Below are 14,883 nucleotides of genomic sequence, written 5' to 3' on the forward strand. Positions count from 1 at the left end.
TTAACAACATTAGCCTTTGACGGCGCCTTCCATCAACGTGTTCAATATCTGCTTGCGAGCGAAAAAGAAGACAATCAACGTGGGCAACGTCGCCAGCGCTGCGCCGGCCATGAGTGTGCCCCAGTGGTTTCCGCCTTCGCCCGCCACGACGAAGAGCGGCGCGCCCCACTTCACGTGAGGTCGTTCCAGGCCGGCCCGATCTTGTCGATGCGATCAGTGCAGATCGCGTCCACACCCCATTCCGCGAGACTGCGCGCGCGCGAGAGATCGTTTACGGTATAAGCCATCACGAAGAGGCCGGCATCCTTGAACGCGCGTACGACTTCGGCATCGAGGTGCGTATGCGCAACGTGAATCGCTTCGCATTCCAAGCGCCGCGTACGGTCGCGCCAATCCGGCGGAACCTTCGTGACGAGCAATCCGCGTGGAAGGTCCGGAACGGCATTACGCGCCGCACCGAGCGCGTCTTCCGAAAACGACGAGAGGAGCGGCGGCGTTCGTCCAAGCCAGAGTCGCGCGGCTTCGATCGCGACGCTGGTTCCGGTTTGCGCGTCGTGTCCCAGCGACGGCTTGATTTCGAGGTTCACGCCCATATCGAGCCGCTTCAGCGTCTGCGCGAGATCGGTGAGCGTCGGCATTCGCTCGCCTGCGAACTTCGCATCAAGCCAGGAGCCTGCGTCGAAGCCGGCGATTTCGTTGTAGGGAAGATTTGCGGCCGCGCCGTGACCGTTGCTCGTGCGATCGATCGTGTCATCATGTAGCAAGAAGAGCACGCCGTCACCGCTCAGCTTGACATCGCATTCCGCGAGCTTGAAACCAAAGCGTGCGCCAGTTTCAAACGCTGCGAGCGTGTTCTCCGGGGCTAACGATCCGCCGCCGCGGTGTGCTACGACGCCCGCGTACGGCCAGGTTCCCCTCACGCCTCTATTCGCTTACCATCGCTGGGATCGAAAAAATGGAAAAGTCTCGGCCGGATTGCAAGCGCGAAATTCTGACCGGACGCCGGCAACGTTTCGTTCGGCAAGCGCGCGACGACGTTTTGAGCGCCCCAATGGCCGTAGGCAAGATTCTCCGCTCCGAGGCGCTCGCAATAATCGACCTTCAGCTCGGCGCGCGCGCTCCCGTCGGCGAGATTCTCGGTTGCGGCTTGCAGATGCTCGGGACGAATGCCGAGGATAATCTCCCGTCCGGCGATCTCCGCCGAGCGCTTCGGCAACGGCAGCGTCGGTCCACCGTCGATGACGAAGTCCTCACCGCCCGGAGTGATGCGGCCTTGCAGCAGATTCATCGGAGGCGAACCGATGAAGCTCGCGACGAACAGCGTTGCGGGCTGCTCGTAGATTTCGGTCGGTGTACCAACTTGCTGGACGTCGCCCTTATTCATCACGATTGCGCGGTGTGCGAGCGTCATCGCTTCGACCTGGTCGTGCGTGACGTACAAGCTCGTCGTGCGCAAGCGTCCGTGCAGGCTCTGGATCTCAGAGCGCATCTGGACGCGCAGCTTCGCATCGAGGTTCGAGAGCGGCTCGTCGAATAAAAATACCGCGGGTTCACGAACGATTGCGCGTCCCATTGCCACGCGCTGCCGCTGTCCACCCGAAAGCTCGCGTGGCTTGCGGGTTAAGTAGTCGTTGAGCTCGAGGATGTTCGCTGCCTTTTCGACCCGCGTGCGAATGTCGGCTTTACTCATCTTGCGAATCTTCAGACCGTACGCCATGTTGTCGTAGACCGTCATGTGCGGATACAGTGCGTAGTTCTGAAAGACCATTGCGATGTCGCGATCCTTCGGTTCCAGCCGGTTGACGACGTTGCCGTTGATGCGGATTTCTCCGGACGTGACGCTTTCCAGACCGGCAACCATGCGTAACAAGGTCGATTTGCCACAGCCCGACGGCCCGACGATGACGATGAACTCGCCGTCACCGATATCGACATTGACGTCCCGCAAGACGAACGTCTTGCTGTTGTAGGACTTTGCGACGCTATCAAACGTGAGACTTGCCACGCTATTTCTCCGACTCGACGAGGCCGCGCACGAACCAGCGCTGCATGAAGAGCACGACCAGCAGCGGCGGCAACATCGTGAGCAGCGTTGCGGCCATCACGAGCTGCCAGGCCGTTGCGACGTCGCCGTTCCCCATCATGCTCTTCACGCCGACGACGGCCGTAATCATCTGCGGAACGTTCGTAGCGAGAATTGGCCACAGATATTGGTTCCAGCCGTAGATGAAATCGATCACGAAGAGCGCGGCGATTACGGTTTTCGTCAGCGGAACGGCGATGTCGAAGAAAAACCGCATCGCGCCCGCACCGTCGACCCGCGCGGCTTCGACCAGCTCATCCGGCAGCGCAAGGAAAAATTGACGGAACAGAAACGTCGACGTTGCCGAGGCGATGAGTGGAATGATTAATCCCGAGTAGCTGTTGATCAGATGTAAGTGCGATACGACTTCGACCGTCGGAAAGATGCGAACTTCGACGGGGAGCATCAACGTCACGAAGATCGCCCAGAAGACAAGAGTGCGTAACGGAAAACGGAAGTACACGATCGCGAAGGCCGACACGATGGAGATCACGAGCTTGCCGACCGTGATGCCGATTGCCATGATGAAACTGTTTGCCATCATGCTGCGGAAGGGGTAGGCGGCGTTGCCCGTACCGTGCTGCCAAACGTCGGTGATGTTTGCCCATAGGTGCGTTCCGGGCGTGAGAGGCAGCGGTACGTGCACCGCTTGTTCCGCGGTCAGCGTCGCTGCGACCAGCGCGATGTAGAGCGGAAAGGCAACGAAGAGCACGCCCAAGATCAGTACGGCGTGGCAGAGCACGTTTGTGAGCGGACGGTTTTCGATCATCCGTACTGAACCTTGCGTTCGATGTAACGGAACTGGATGACCGTAAGTCCGATCACGATCGCCATCAAAACGACCGATTGCGCACCCGATTTACCAAGATCGAAGCTCTGGAAGCCTTCGAAGAAGATCTTGTAGACGAGCGTGGTCGTCGCCTGAACGGGGCCGCCGCCCGTTGCGGCGTCGATGATCGGGAACGTGTAGAAGAACGCGTACACGATGTTGACGACGAGCAAGAAAAATGTGGTCGGCGAGAGCAGCGGCATCACGACGTCAAAAAAACGTCGCAGTGGTCCCGCACCGTCGATCGCAGCCGCCTCAGTGAGCGATTTCGGAATCCCTTGCAGTCCTGCGCTGAAAAAGACGAAGTTGTAGCTGATCTGCTGCCACACCGAAGCCACGACGACGAGAAACATGGCTTGTCCCGGATTGATCGCGTGGTTCCAGACAATGCCGAATCGCGCGAGTGCGTACGTGATCACGCCTAGGCTAGGGTTGAACAAGAACGACCAAAGCACGGCCGCAATTGCAGGCGGTACGGCGTACGGCCAAATCAGCAGTGTCTGATAGATAACCTTGCTTCTGCCGGCGCGGTTAGCCGTCGCGGCGAGGACGAGTGAGATAACGAGACCGCTGATCGTCACCCAGGCGCTGAAGACGATCGTCGTTCGAAAGCTTGCGAGATAACGCGGATCGGAAAAGAGCGCGCGGAAATTTTCGAGTCCGACGAAGTGCGTCGAGAATCCGAATGCGTCTTGGGCCTGCACGGACTGGACCAACGCCTGTCCGGCAGGCCACAAGAAGAATAGGATCGTTACAATGACCTGTGGAGCGACCAACACATATGGAAGCCAGGGACTTCCAAAGTTCGATCGCTTCACTTATCCGCCGTTTGCTGTTTGGAAACTCCGCAAGAGGTCGTTGCCGCGCGCAACGGCATCGTCTAGGGCTTGCTTCGCGGACTTCTTTTGGCTCCAGACGTTCTCGAGTTCTTCGTCGACGACGGTGCGGATCTGTGGCATGTTTCCGAGCCGCACGCCACGCGTCCACGCGAGCGGAGGATGCAACAGCATCTGCTGGATTGGGACCTCGGGATGATCCTTATAGAAGCCCTTGAGCTGAAGGTTTGCGTACGCAAATTTGGTTATTGGGAGGTAGCCCGTCTCCGCGCTCCAGAGTCCCGCAATGTCGGGCGAGGCGAGGAAGTTGAAAAACTTCGCGACGCCCTTGTAGACTTCCGGAGACTTTCCGTTCAATACCCAGAGACTAGCGCCGCCGATGATCGCGTTTTGCGGCGCACCTTTGGCGGGATCGTACGGCATCATCGCTTCGCCGTATTTAAATTTCGAATACTTGATGATGTCACCCAGTGATCCGGACGACTCCATCAACATGCCGCAATCGCCGCTGTAGAATTTCGGCGTCGGTTCGTCTTTGCGCCCGACGTACGTGAACGTTCCATCCTTCGCCATCTTCTGCAAGAGTGCAATGTGCTTCACTTGCAGCGGTCCGTTGAACACAAGCTTCGTACCCAGCCCGCCGAAGCCGTTGTCTTCGGTCGCGTACGGCAGCCCTTCCCACGCGCTGTATTGTTCGAGCTGGATCCAGCCTTGCCAACCGGTCGTAAATCCACACGCCATTCCCGACGCTTTGAGCTTTGCAGCGTCGGAGGCTACTTCGTCCCACGTTTTCGGCGGCTTGTTCGGATCGAGACCCGCCTTTTGGAAGGCATCCTTATTATAGTAGAGCACCGCAGTCGAGCTGTTGAACGGCATCGATACCAGGCGCGCGGGATTGCCTTGGCTGTAGTAGCCTGCAATCGTCGGGATGAACGCGCTCGTGTTGAGCGAGACTCCCGCTTTCTGAAACACTTCCCACGTTGGGATTACGGCCTGCTTCGCGGCCATCATCGTTGCGGTCCCGACCTCGAAGACTTGCAAGATCGCCGGTGCGTCGCCCGCGCGATACGCGGCGATCCCGGCAGCCATGCTCTGGTCGTACGTCCCCTTGTAAAGGGCGACGATCTTGTAGTCGCTCTGCGATGCATTGAATTTATCGACGATATCGTTCAGGTAGATTCCGAGCTGCGATCCCATCGAGTGCCAGAATTGGATTTCGATGGGAGCGGCCTTCGCGGGCTGCGGCGTTCCTAGCGTAAGAAACGCGGCCGTTAACGCGAGGCAGAGGATTCGTCTGATCATCCTGTCTCCATAGCAAATGGCGGCCCGGTTTTTGGGCGCTGTGCGGCCAAACCAACTGCGCCGGTTCCGCAAGTGCTCCCTCTTTAAGATGACTTAAGGTGCGCTCGCGCGAAGCCCGGCGGGCCTACGTGGCGTGGGCGCTTTCGCATTTGAGGAGGAGGCTGGTCTTGGGAGTCAAGCGGACAGATTTCTTGAAAACGGCCCTTGGCGCGTCAGCCGGTCTGTCGGTTGCGGCGACTGCGACACCATGGTCGAGCGCGGCGGATGAGGCGGTTGGAAATTACCCAGCAGGCACGAGCGGCAGCGAGATATTCGTCGGGCTGCTTTGTCCGACGACGGGCTCGTATTCGGCGGACGGCGAGGATGAGCGTAAGGGCTACATCCTTGCGATGGAAGACCTGAATAACGGCACAGGCGTCATGGGGAAAATCCCGTCACTTGCCGGCAAAAAAGGGCTGCTCGGCAAGAAGGTCACGTACAAGGTCGCGGACACCGAGACAAAGCCGGATACGGCGATTCAGCGCGCGACCGAGTTCATGACGCAGAACAAAGCGATCATGATATCAGGTGGAGTCAGTAGTGCGGTAGACATCGCGTTGCAAAAGCTGGCGCAGCAACAGAAAGTTCTCTATATGGTAGGTGCGAGCGGCTCCAACGATACGACGGGGAAGGATTGCCAACGCTACGGCTTCCGTTCGCAGCTTGACGCCTATATGGTTGCAAAAGCGATCGATCCGTATCTGGTCAAAGCCTACGGACCGAAGAAAAAGATGATCTTCCTTACGCCCGACTACAGCTACGGTCACTCGCTGACAAACTCGATGCGAGCCGATCTCGAAAAGCTGGGCTGGACTACGGTCGCCGACGTCGTCGCGCCGTTCCCAACGAGCGACTACAGCTCGTATCTCACCAACATCGCGAACTCGGACGCCGATGTATTCATTAACATCGAGTTCGGCAACGACGGTATATCGTCCACGAAGCAAGCCGTGCAGTTCGGCATCACCAAAAAGATGAAGCTCGTGATCCCGAACATCTCGACGTATCTGCCGGACGGTTTAGGCCCGGACATCATGCAAGGCGTGTACGGCACGCAAGATTGGTACTACGCCTTTGCGGACCGCTTCCCGCTCTCGAAGCTATTCCTCGAGAGCTTCCAAAAGCGGTTCCCGGGCGTAATTCCGCGCTGGACGGCGCACATCGCCTATGCGCAAACCGCGATTTGGGCCGATGCCGTCACGCGTGCGAAGACGTTCAATCCTCCGGTCCTCATTAAGACACTCGAGGAAGGAAAGCCGATCGAGCTGATGCTCGGCAAAGTGTACTACCGCGCCGCCGATCATCAGCAGGTTCGGCCGTGCCCGGTCCTGCGTGGCAAAGCCGGAAGCGCGATGAAGAACAAGGACGACTTCTTCGATATCGTTGCGCTCGTGCCGGGCGAACAATGCATGCAGCCGTTGGACGAGACCAACTGCCACATGGGTTCTTACACCTAAAGCACACCACGTCCTAAATGCATCTCATCGAAGCGCAAGCCCTCAACGGGCTTGCGCTTGGTGCGATTCTCGCTCTCGTTGCGCTCGGCTTGACGATCGTGTTCGGTTTGCTGGGTTTCGTCAATTTCGCCCACGGCGCGCTCTTGATGGTCGGCGCGTACGCGGGTTGGATCGTCTACTCGCAAACCAATCACTTCTTTCTGGCGATGCTCGGTGCGCTCGTCATTACCTTTATCGTGGGGATCGTAATCGAACGTGTCTTGATACGCCTTTATTACGCACGCCCAAAACAGGATCAAATTCTCGTCACGTACGGTTTGGCGATCATTCTGGTCGAAGTCGTGCGCGCAATCTTCACCGGGCAGACGCGTCTGCTTTCAACGCCTGCTTGGGCGAGCGGTATCGTCAATATTGCCGGAATCTACTATCCGCAGTATCGCGTCATCGTGATTGCGATCGCGGCAATCACGCTGGCAATCATTTACCTCATCTTGTTCCGCACGCGCATCGGACTGATCGTTCGCGCGGGTATCGACGACGTCGTCATCGTCAATATCCTCGGCATCAACGTCAAACGAACGTTCATGCTCGTCTTTGCGCTCGGAGCGGCGATCGCAGGTCTGGCTGGAATCGTTGACGGGCCGTTGCTGGCCATTAATCCCGACATGGGTACCGATGTTTTGGTTCAGTGCTTTGTCGTGATCGTGATCGGCGGTGTCGGGTCGTTCTTCGGCGCGATCCTCGGAGGCATCGTCGCCGGCGAGATCATCAGCCTTACGACAGCATTTGCGCCCGACTACGCGTCGGTGATGCTTTACGTTGCGATGGCGGTCGTGCTCATCGTGCGGCCGCAAGGTTTGCTCGGTGTCGAGGGGCGCGCGTAGATGCGTATGAGCACGCAGCGAATGCTGCTCGGCCTTCTTGGACTGGCCGTGTTCCTCGTGCTCTTCCCAATCGTATTGCAGGCGGGCGGCGGCGGAATCGCTCTTGCATCGCGCATTCTCGTGCTGGCGCTTTTTGGGCTCGGCGTCGACCTGATCTTTGGTTTTGCCGGCTTACTCTCGTTCGGGCAAGCGGCATTCTACGGCGTAGGCGGCTTCGTTTCCGGCTATCTGCTGATTTCGGGGACGGTGCACAGCACGCTTCTGGCGCTTGCGATTGGTACGGCTGCGGCAGCGTTCGCCGGTATTTTGATCGGTGCGCTGAGCATGCGGCAAGTCGGCGTCTATCTCGCGATGCTCACGCTGGCATTCGCGCAGATGTTTTACTTTCTGGACATCTCGGCGCTCCGTAACTACACCGGCGGCGAAAACGGATTGCCGGGCGTCCCGCGCGCATCGGTGCTCGGCCTTCATTTCACGTCGAACCACGAAGCCTACGCGTTCATCGCGATCGTCTACTTCATCGCATTTGCGATCATGTGGCTGATTGTACGCTCGTCATTCGGACACGTGTTGCGCGCGATCTTGGAAAATCCCGAACGTGCGGCAGCGGCCGGCCACGACGTCTACCTTTATAAGGTCGTCGCTTTCACGATTGCGGCTGCGTACGCAGGTCTCGCGGGCGGTTTGCTCGGCATGTTCCAAGGCTATCTCCCGCCCGACATGTTTACGATCGACACGTCAGGACAGATCGTCGTCATCGAGGTGATCGGCGGTCCGGGAACTCTTGTTGGTCCACTAATCGGCTCGATCGTGTGGATTTATCTCTCGCAGGTGTTCCAGGACTTCAGCGCGGTCGCGGGCTTGTGGCGGCTTATGCTCGGCATCGTGTTCGTGCTGCTCATCACCGGCTTCCGCAGCGGCATTGCCGGTGGAATTATTTTGTGGATTCGGGGCATGGCACGCCGGCGCTCCGCCGTCGCAACCGGTGGCGACTGATGCCGCTGCTTGAAGCGCGTTCGCTGACGCGCCGCTTCGGCGGCTTGGTCGCGGTCGATTCCGTCTCGCTTGCGATCGAGCCCCTGACGGTGACCGCGTTGATTGGTCCGAACGGTGCGGGCAAAACGACATTCTTCAAGATGCTCGCAGGCGAGATAGCGCCGAGCGCAGGCGAAGTCTACTTCAAAGACAAGCGCATCAGCGACCTCGGCATGACACGCGTCGTACAGCTTGGCGTCGCGAAGAGCTTTCAAATCACGCAAATCTTTCCGCGCCTGAGCGTCGAGGAAAACGTCCTCGTTCCGGCACTTGCGGCGACGCGTGGAAAGTTCAAGCTCGACGCACTTGTCCCGTTGTCGGGCGCGAAGAAGGCCCACGAGATTGCGGTGCGGGTGCTGCGGGAAGTCGATTTGCTCGAACGCCGCAGAGTCCGCGCAAGCGATCTCTCATACGGCGAGAAGCGGCGTCTCGAAGTCGCGCTCGCGCTTGCCACGCAACCGGAAGTGTTGCTTCTTGACGAACCGGCGGCGGGTATGAGTCCGACCGAACGTACCTCGATGATCGAGCTGATTCAAACCTTGCGCAAGAGTGTGACGATCGTGATCGTCGAGCACGATATGGACGTCGTCTTTGGTCTTGCCGATCGCATCGTCGTGCTACAGGACGGTAAGCAAATCGCCGAAGGCTCCCCTTCGGAGATTCGCGGTAACCCGCGCGTGCAAGAAGCGTATCTCGGAACAGGCGGCGTCGAGTGAGTTTACTCGAAGTTGATGCGATCAACACCTACTACGATGAGTCGCACGTGCTCTTCGACGTGTCGCTGCGCGTTGAGGAGGGTGAAGTCGTCGCGCTGCTTGGCCGCAACGGTTCGGGCAAGACGACGACGATGCTTACGATCATGGGTATTCTCGCGCCGCGCACGGGAACGATTCGTTTTGCAGGGACGACGATCAGCGGCAAACAGCCTTACGAGATTGCGAAGCTCGGCGTCCAGCTCGTGCCCGACACGCGCCGCATCGTCAAAACGATCACGGTCGAGGAAAATCTGCAGCTCGCAGCGCTAACCGCGAAATCACGCTGGACGCTCAAACGGATCTACGAAACGTTTCCGCGCCTGGAACAGCGCAAGAATTTCATGGGCCGCTCGCTCTCAGGCGGCGAGCAGCAAATGCTCGCAATCGCGCGCGCGCTGATCCGCGATGCACGTATGCTCTTGCTCGACGAGCCCTTCGAGGGACTCGCGCCGATCATCGTCCGCGATCTGCTCGAAACGACGAAGCGCCTCGCAGCCGAAGGGCGCACGATTGTGATCGTCGAGCAAAACGTTCGCGCTGCGCTCGTTTTGGCGCATCGCACGTACGTCCTCAATCGCGGACACGTCGAGCTCGAAGCCACTCCTGCCGAGCTTCAATCAAAGCCCGACGTCATGCACCAGTATCTCGGGGTCTAGCGGTCCCTCGACTACGGCGCCTCGCGCTTACGCTCGGGATGACAAGGGCAGTTTCCAAGCGCCGATGGCGGGTTTCGGCATACCCAAGTGCTCGCGCAACGTCGAACCGGTATATTCTCTGCGGAATAGACCGCGCTTTTGCAACTGCGGGACGACGAGGCGCACGAAATCCTCGTAGGCGCCCGGAATGTGCGTCGCCGCGATGACGAATCCGTCGCAACCTTCATCGCTGAACCACTCTTCGAGGCCGTCGGCGACGTCTTTGGCCGATCCCACGAACAACGGATGCTCGCGAACGTTCCCGCGATTGCTGACCTCGACGAAATCGCGGACGCTCGGATTCTTCTTACCGCTCAGCGCGACGACCTGATCGCGGATCGCCTGCAAACCGCTGATATTCGCGAGTTCGTCGTCCGTGAACGGCTCATCGAGCCCTTTGGAAGCGAAGTCGAAATTGAGGACTTCCGACAGCAAGACAACGCCGTCGATCGGCTTTGGAAGCGACTCGATGAGCGCGAGCTTCTCTTCGGCCGCGGCGCGCGTTTCGCCGACGACCGTGACGACGAGCGGACAAATCTTGACGAGCGTCGATTCACGTCCGAGCAGTTGTACTTGCGTCTTAAAGAGCTGATAGAACTTTTTCGCGAGCTGCAAATCCGGATGCAGCGCGAAGACCAGCTCCGACCAGCGTGCCGCAAACGCTCGTCCTCGTCCGCTTTGTCCGGCTTGAATGACGACGGGATAACCTTGCGGCGAGCGGGGCACCGTGAACGGCCCGCGCGACGTGAACCAATCGCCGCGGTGCTCGAGCGGATGGACCTTGGATGGATCCGCAAAGCGTCCGCCCTTGTCGCCGATGATCGCATCGTCTTCCCACGTGTCCCAGTGGCCGTGAACGACTTGCATGAATTCTTCGGCGCGATCGTAGCGCATGTCGTGCGGCAGCGCCTCGTCGCGCCCCATGTTCGCGGCTTCGGAATCGTTTAGCGATGTCACGACATTCCAGGCGGCGCGTCCGCGCGTCATGAGATCGAGCGTCGCAAAGACGCGTGCGACGTGGAACGGCTCGTAGTACGTCGTCGAATACGTCCCGCCGATGCCGATGCGCGACGTCGTCGCAGCCATCATCGACATGACCGGAACGAGATCCATCTTGACGGTGCGAATTCCGTTTGTGACGGCCTCGATGTAGTCGTCGCCGTATTTGTCCGGCATCGCGAGCCGGTCATCGAAGAACGCGAGGTCGAATTTCCCGTCCTCGAGCGTCCGTCCGATCCGCTGATAGTATTCGGGCGTCAGGAAATCGCTCATCGTGTCGGGATGCCGCCACGAGTAGACGTAGTTCGAGCAATTCTGCGCCTGCAGAAATGCAACGAGCGCCATCTGCGAGTTGACTTGCGCCATGTGCTCTGCTTTCTAGCTCAAGAGCGCCTGCATACCTGCCTTCAAACGGTCGTAGTTCTCTGCGCTGAGGGTCGCGCTGCCGTCGTCGCGCAGCTCGATTGCCTCGTTCGTGAGATACAACCCGTCGAGGACGCGGCTTGCTCCGAGAACGGAGAGCACGGGCTTGAGCGCGTAGTCGACCGAGAGCATATGCGCACTTGATCCGCCCGTCGCAATGGGGTACGCTGACTTGCCGCGTAACGCACCATCCGGCAGATAGTCCAAGAACGTTTTGAGCAGTCCGGAGTACGCCGCCTTATAGACGGGCGTCGCAACCACGATCGCACGCGCATCAGCAATCAATCCGTGGGCGCGAGCCAGCGCCTCCGAGGCGCGGCCGAAGAGCAGGCCATCTGCCGGAAGTTCACGCAACTCGAGCAAGGTCGATTGCCCGGGGTCGGCCAGCTCTCGCGCCACGCGCAGGACGGCCGTCGAACGCGATGGACTCGACGGACTCCCGGCGAGCAGCACGATCGCGCTCACGGCGGGGTTTCGCCGAGCGAAACGAGTGCAGTCGCGAGTGCTTGCGCAGCCGGTGCGATGTTCGACTCATCGATGTCAAAGTGTGGCGTGTGATGCCCGGTGTTCGTCGGGGAACCGACGCACGAGTAAATCGCAAGACCGCCGCGCTCTTGCACGCGCTTCATGAAGAATGTTGCGTCCTCGCTGCCGACGGCAGCTTTCGGTTCAAGCGTTGTCCGAATATTCGGAACTCCCGTGGTCGCGCGTGCCACGGCTTCCCCAAGCGGAACGCTCGACTCGGCTGTCGTTGTGCGCCCCGCCAAGATGATGTCGACGTCGACGCCTTCCATCTCTGCAGCGCCTTTGATCACCGCGTTCGCACGCTCGATCATGTAATCGCAGATCTGCTCCGTATCGCCTCGAACCTCCATCATGAAGAAGGCTCGATCAGCGATGACATTGCGGCCGGCTCCGCCTTCGAGCACGCCGACGTTAATCCGTGAACGACCGGCGCTGTGGCGCGCGATCCCGTACAGTCCGACAACCGCGTGCGCCGCTGCGAGCAGCGCGTTGCGTCCTTGTTCCGGATGTCCACCGGCGTGCGCCGCCTGTCCCTTGAAGGTAACGTCGAGCTTCGCGCTCGCGAGCTGACCCGTCACAATCGGATAGAACACGTGGCTTTCCGAATTCATACCCACGTGAATCGCGACAAAGAAATTGACGTCGTCGACGACGCCGGCGTCGCGCATCGGGATTGCGCCACGTCCGCCTTCTTCCGCCGGTTGGAAAATGAACTTCACCTTCCCGTAAATGCGATCGCGCTGCGATGCGAGCATCTCCGCGACCGCAAGGCCGATCGCGGCATGCACGTCATGACCGCAGGCGTGCATGATGCCTTTATGCGACGACACGAAGGCCTCGCGTACCGGCAGATGCGTGTTGTCATCCGCTTCGAGAATCGGCAGCGCATCGATGTCGCAGCGCAATGCGACGACCGGACCCGGCTGCGCTCCGCGAAGCGTACCAACGATGCCGGTAAAGCCGCCTTCGAACCGTGCCAGCCATTTCGGATCGGCGCCCTCGTCCTTTGCACGCGCGAACGCGGCGTGTACGACATCGTCGCCGGGGACTCCGACGCGGCTGCGTGCATCCATTACGTCGCGTCCGGTTTGCACTTCGATTCCGAGCCCGTCGAGCCGCGCAGCAATCGCGCTCGCGGTACGAAACTCGGTGAGACCAAGCTCGGGGAATTTGTGAAAATCGCGGCGCGTTGCAATCGCGCGCTTCGCGATCTCATCGGTTAGGCGAACCGGATCGAAGGTTTTCATGCGGCGAGGTTTTGGCGCTCGGCCGCAATCGCGCCTTGCGTGACGGGATCGAGCGTGTCGCGCAGCCAGTCGCCGAGCAAGTTGATCGCGAGGACCAAGATAACAAGCGCTAGTCCCGGCATCACTGCAAGCCACCACGCGCCGCTGAACAAATATTGATAGCCTTGCGCGATGCGAATGCCGAGCGACGGCGTCGTGATCGCGACGCCGAGTCCCAGAAACGAGAGGGTCGCCTCGAGCTCTATCGCGCGCGGGATGTCGACCGCGATTTGCACGAGGGACGGACCGACGACGTTCGGCAGAATGTGCCGGGCGAGAATGCGCGGCAGCGATGCGCCGAGACCACTCGCGGCAACGACGTACTCTTTCGTTCGCTCCGCAAGGACGCTCGAGCGTATAAGCCTCGCGTACTGCGCCCAACCGACGATCCCGATGACGATGATGACCTTTTCCAGACCCCGCCCCAGCACGGCCAGAACCGCGAGTGCGATCAGCACCACGGGCAGCGAGAGCTGCACGTCGGCGATGCGCATCGTGAGATGTGCGAACCAACTGTTGGGACGGTAGCCGGCGAGCAGACCGATCGGTGCGCCGATGACGACGCTGATCGTAACCGCGCAGAACCCGACCAGAAGACTGACGCGCAGGCCGTACAAAATGTTTGCGAAGATGTCGCGTCCCAGCTCGTCGGTCCCGAGAAGATAGAATCCGGAGAGCGTGTGACCGAGCGGGGGCGTGAGGCGTGAAAGTAAGTCTTGATGCTGTGGATCGTGCGGCGCAGCGAACGATGCAAATATTGCAAGCACGATCATCGTTAGCAAGACGATTGCCGGAATACGCGGGAGATCGCGCAGCTTACCCATACGTCACGCGCGGATCGAGGAAGCTGTACATGAGGTCGACCGCGAGATTGATCAGCGTGAAGAGACCGGCGATCACGATAACGTACGCAACGACGATCGGATAGTCGAGCCGAGCGATGGCGTCGAGCGCCAGCCGGTTCATCCCGGGAAGTGCGAAGATCGTCTCGGTGATGACGGCGCCGCCGAGCAGCTGGCCGAACTGCAAGCCGAACGCAGTCACGAACGGCAGCAGCGCGTTGCGAAGCGCGTGTTTGAGCGTTACGACGATCGTCGGAAGTCCTTTGGCGCGTGCCGTGCGTACGTAGTCTTGCGAGAGTTCGCCGATCAGTGCAGTGCGAATCAGCCGCGTAAAGAGCGCGATACGGTAGAACGCGAGCGTAAACGCGGGTAAGACGAAATTACGCCAATCGCCGACACCCGACGACGGAAACAGCTCGAACTCGACGCTGAAAATCAAGATTAGCAAGATGCCCAGAAAGAACGTCGGGATCGACGACCCGAGCACCGAGACGAGGCGCAGCGTTCGATCGAGAGCTCGTCCGGGCCGAAGCGCCGCGATGATTCCGAACGGCACGCCAAAAACGAGCGCAACGACCATCGCTGCCACGACGAGCTCGACCGTGACGCCTAAGCGCTGCAGGACGAGCGTCATCGCCGGCTCCGACGTATAAAACGAAACGCCGAGATGTCCATGAAGCACGTCGCCAAGGAAGTGTATGTACTGCGCGCTGAGCGGTAGATCGAGCCCGAGCGAGTGCGCAAGCTCCGCGCGCTGTGCTTGCGTCATCGTCTCGGGCGCGAGAACGGCGATCGGGTCGCCGGCAGCGTGCAGCAGCACGAAGACGACGGTCACGACCGCCCACATCGCGAGGATTGCTTGTAGGAGGCGGGTTAGGACGTATTGCGCCACG

General features: G+C 59.8%; 16 protein-coding genes. 5 read left to right on the forward strand and 11 right to left on the reverse strand.

Annotated elements, in window-relative coordinates; translation table 11 throughout:
• Positions 1-9: 9 nt before the first annotated feature.
• From VGG22_10045 to ugpB, 6 genes are read right to left on the reverse strand one after another with little or no spacing between them, the layout of a single operon-like run.
• Complete coding sequence (locus VGG22_10045) at positions 10-174, reverse strand: hypothetical protein (protein ID HEY1728704.1); 165 nt, start codon at positions 172-174, stop codon at positions 10-12.
• The gene (gene ugpQ / locus VGG22_10050) at positions 171-920 is read right to left on the reverse strand and encodes a glycerophosphodiester phosphodiesterase (GenBank protein HEY1728705.1); all 750 of its coding nucleotides are present in this window, start codon (positions 918-920) and stop codon (positions 171-173) included. The genes VGG22_10045 and ugpQ overlap by 4 nt, the downstream gene beginning before the upstream one ends.
• A complete protein-coding gene (locus VGG22_10055; GenBank protein HEY1728706.1) occupies positions 917-2,005 on the reverse strand; it encodes a sn-glycerol-3-phosphate import ATP-binding protein UgpC in 1,089 nt (362 codons plus the stop codon). Before VGG22_10055 ends, ugpQ begins: the two co-directional genes overlap by 4 nt.
• 1 nt (position 2,006) lies before the next feature.
• The gene (gene ugpE, locus VGG22_10060; protein HEY1728707.1) at positions 2,007-2,852 is read right to left on the reverse strand and encodes a sn-glycerol-3-phosphate ABC transporter permease UgpE; all 846 of its coding nucleotides are present in this window, start codon (positions 2,850-2,852) and stop codon (positions 2,007-2,009) included.
• Positions 2,849-3,730: a sn-glycerol-3-phosphate ABC transporter permease UgpA gene (ugpA, locus tag VGG22_10065; GenBank protein HEY1728708.1), complete on the reverse strand. Its 882-nt coding sequence runs from the start codon at positions 3,728-3,730 to the stop codon at positions 2,849-2,851. The genes ugpE and ugpA overlap by 4 nt, the downstream gene beginning before the upstream one ends.
• Entirely contained in the window at positions 3,731-5,050 is a 1,320-nt protein-coding gene (gene ugpB, locus VGG22_10070) for a sn-glycerol-3-phosphate ABC transporter substrate-binding protein UgpB (GenBank protein HEY1728709.1), read from the reverse strand. It lies immediately after the preceding gene.
• A 191-nt stretch (positions 5,051-5,241) separates the two neighbouring features.
• Between ugpB and VGG22_10075 the strand changes: the two genes are divergently transcribed.
• Genes VGG22_10075 through VGG22_10095 form a run of 5 tightly spaced genes read left to right on the forward strand, consistent with a single transcriptional unit; the run spans position 5,242 to position 9,876 of the window.
• A complete protein-coding gene (locus VGG22_10075; GenBank protein ID HEY1728710.1) occupies positions 5,242-6,546 on the forward strand; it encodes a substrate-binding protein in 1,305 nt (434 codons plus the stop codon).
• 17 nt (positions 6,547-6,563) lie between these two features.
• Positions 6,564-7,430, forward strand: a complete 867-nt coding sequence (locus VGG22_10080; protein HEY1728711.1) for a branched-chain amino acid ABC transporter permease — start codon at positions 6,564-6,566, stop codon at positions 7,428-7,430.
• Between the two features lie 6 nt (positions 7,431-7,436).
• Complete coding sequence (locus VGG22_10085; GenBank protein ID HEY1728712.1) at positions 7,437-8,426, forward strand: branched-chain amino acid ABC transporter permease; 990 nt, start codon at positions 7,437-7,439, stop codon at positions 8,424-8,426.
• A complete protein-coding gene (locus tag VGG22_10090) occupies positions 8,426-9,181 on the forward strand; it encodes an ABC transporter ATP-binding protein (GenBank protein ID HEY1728713.1) in 756 nt (251 codons plus the stop codon). The genes VGG22_10085 and VGG22_10090 overlap by 1 nt, the downstream gene beginning before the upstream one ends.
• On the forward strand, positions 9,178-9,876 hold the full coding sequence (locus VGG22_10095; protein HEY1728714.1) for an ABC transporter ATP-binding protein: 699 nt from the start codon (positions 9,178-9,180) through the stop codon (positions 9,874-9,876). The genes VGG22_10090 and VGG22_10095 overlap by 4 nt, the downstream gene beginning before the upstream one ends.
• Positions 9,877-9,903: 27 nt before the next feature.
• On the opposite strand, the gene VGG22_10100 is transcribed toward VGG22_10095, so the two are convergent.
• From VGG22_10100 to VGG22_10120, 5 genes are read right to left on the reverse strand one after another with little or no spacing between them, the layout of a single operon-like run.
• On the reverse strand, positions 9,904-11,280 hold the full coding sequence (locus VGG22_10100) for an LLM class flavin-dependent oxidoreductase (GenBank protein ID HEY1728715.1): 1,377 nt from the start codon (positions 11,278-11,280) through the stop codon (positions 9,904-9,906).
• Positions 11,281-11,292: 12 nt separating this feature from the next.
• Positions 11,293-11,802 carry an NADPH-dependent FMN reductase gene (ssuE, locus tag VGG22_10105; protein ID HEY1728716.1) on the reverse strand — a complete coding sequence of 170 codons (510 nt, stop codon included), beginning with the start codon at positions 11,800-11,802 and terminating at the stop codon, positions 11,293-11,295.
• A complete protein-coding gene (locus tag VGG22_10110; GenBank protein ID HEY1728717.1) occupies positions 11,799-13,109 on the reverse strand; it encodes an amidohydrolase in 1,311 nt (436 codons plus the stop codon). The genes ssuE and VGG22_10110 overlap by 4 nt, the downstream gene beginning before the upstream one ends.
• Complete coding sequence (locus tag VGG22_10115; protein HEY1728718.1) at positions 13,106-13,972, reverse strand: ABC transporter permease; 867 nt, start codon at positions 13,970-13,972, stop codon at positions 13,106-13,108. The genes VGG22_10110 and VGG22_10115 overlap by 4 nt, the downstream gene beginning before the upstream one ends.
• Complete coding sequence (locus tag VGG22_10120; GenBank protein ID HEY1728719.1) at positions 13,965-14,882, reverse strand: ABC transporter permease; 918 nt, start codon at positions 14,880-14,882, stop codon at positions 13,965-13,967. The genes VGG22_10115 and VGG22_10120 overlap by 8 nt, the downstream gene beginning before the upstream one ends.
• Between the last annotated feature and the right edge of the window lies 1 nt (position 14,883).

It is taken from the genome of Candidatus Baltobacteraceae bacterium (assembly GCA_036489885.1).
GTDB lineage: Bacteria > Vulcanimicrobiota > Vulcanimicrobiia > Vulcanimicrobiales > Vulcanimicrobiaceae > JAFAMS01.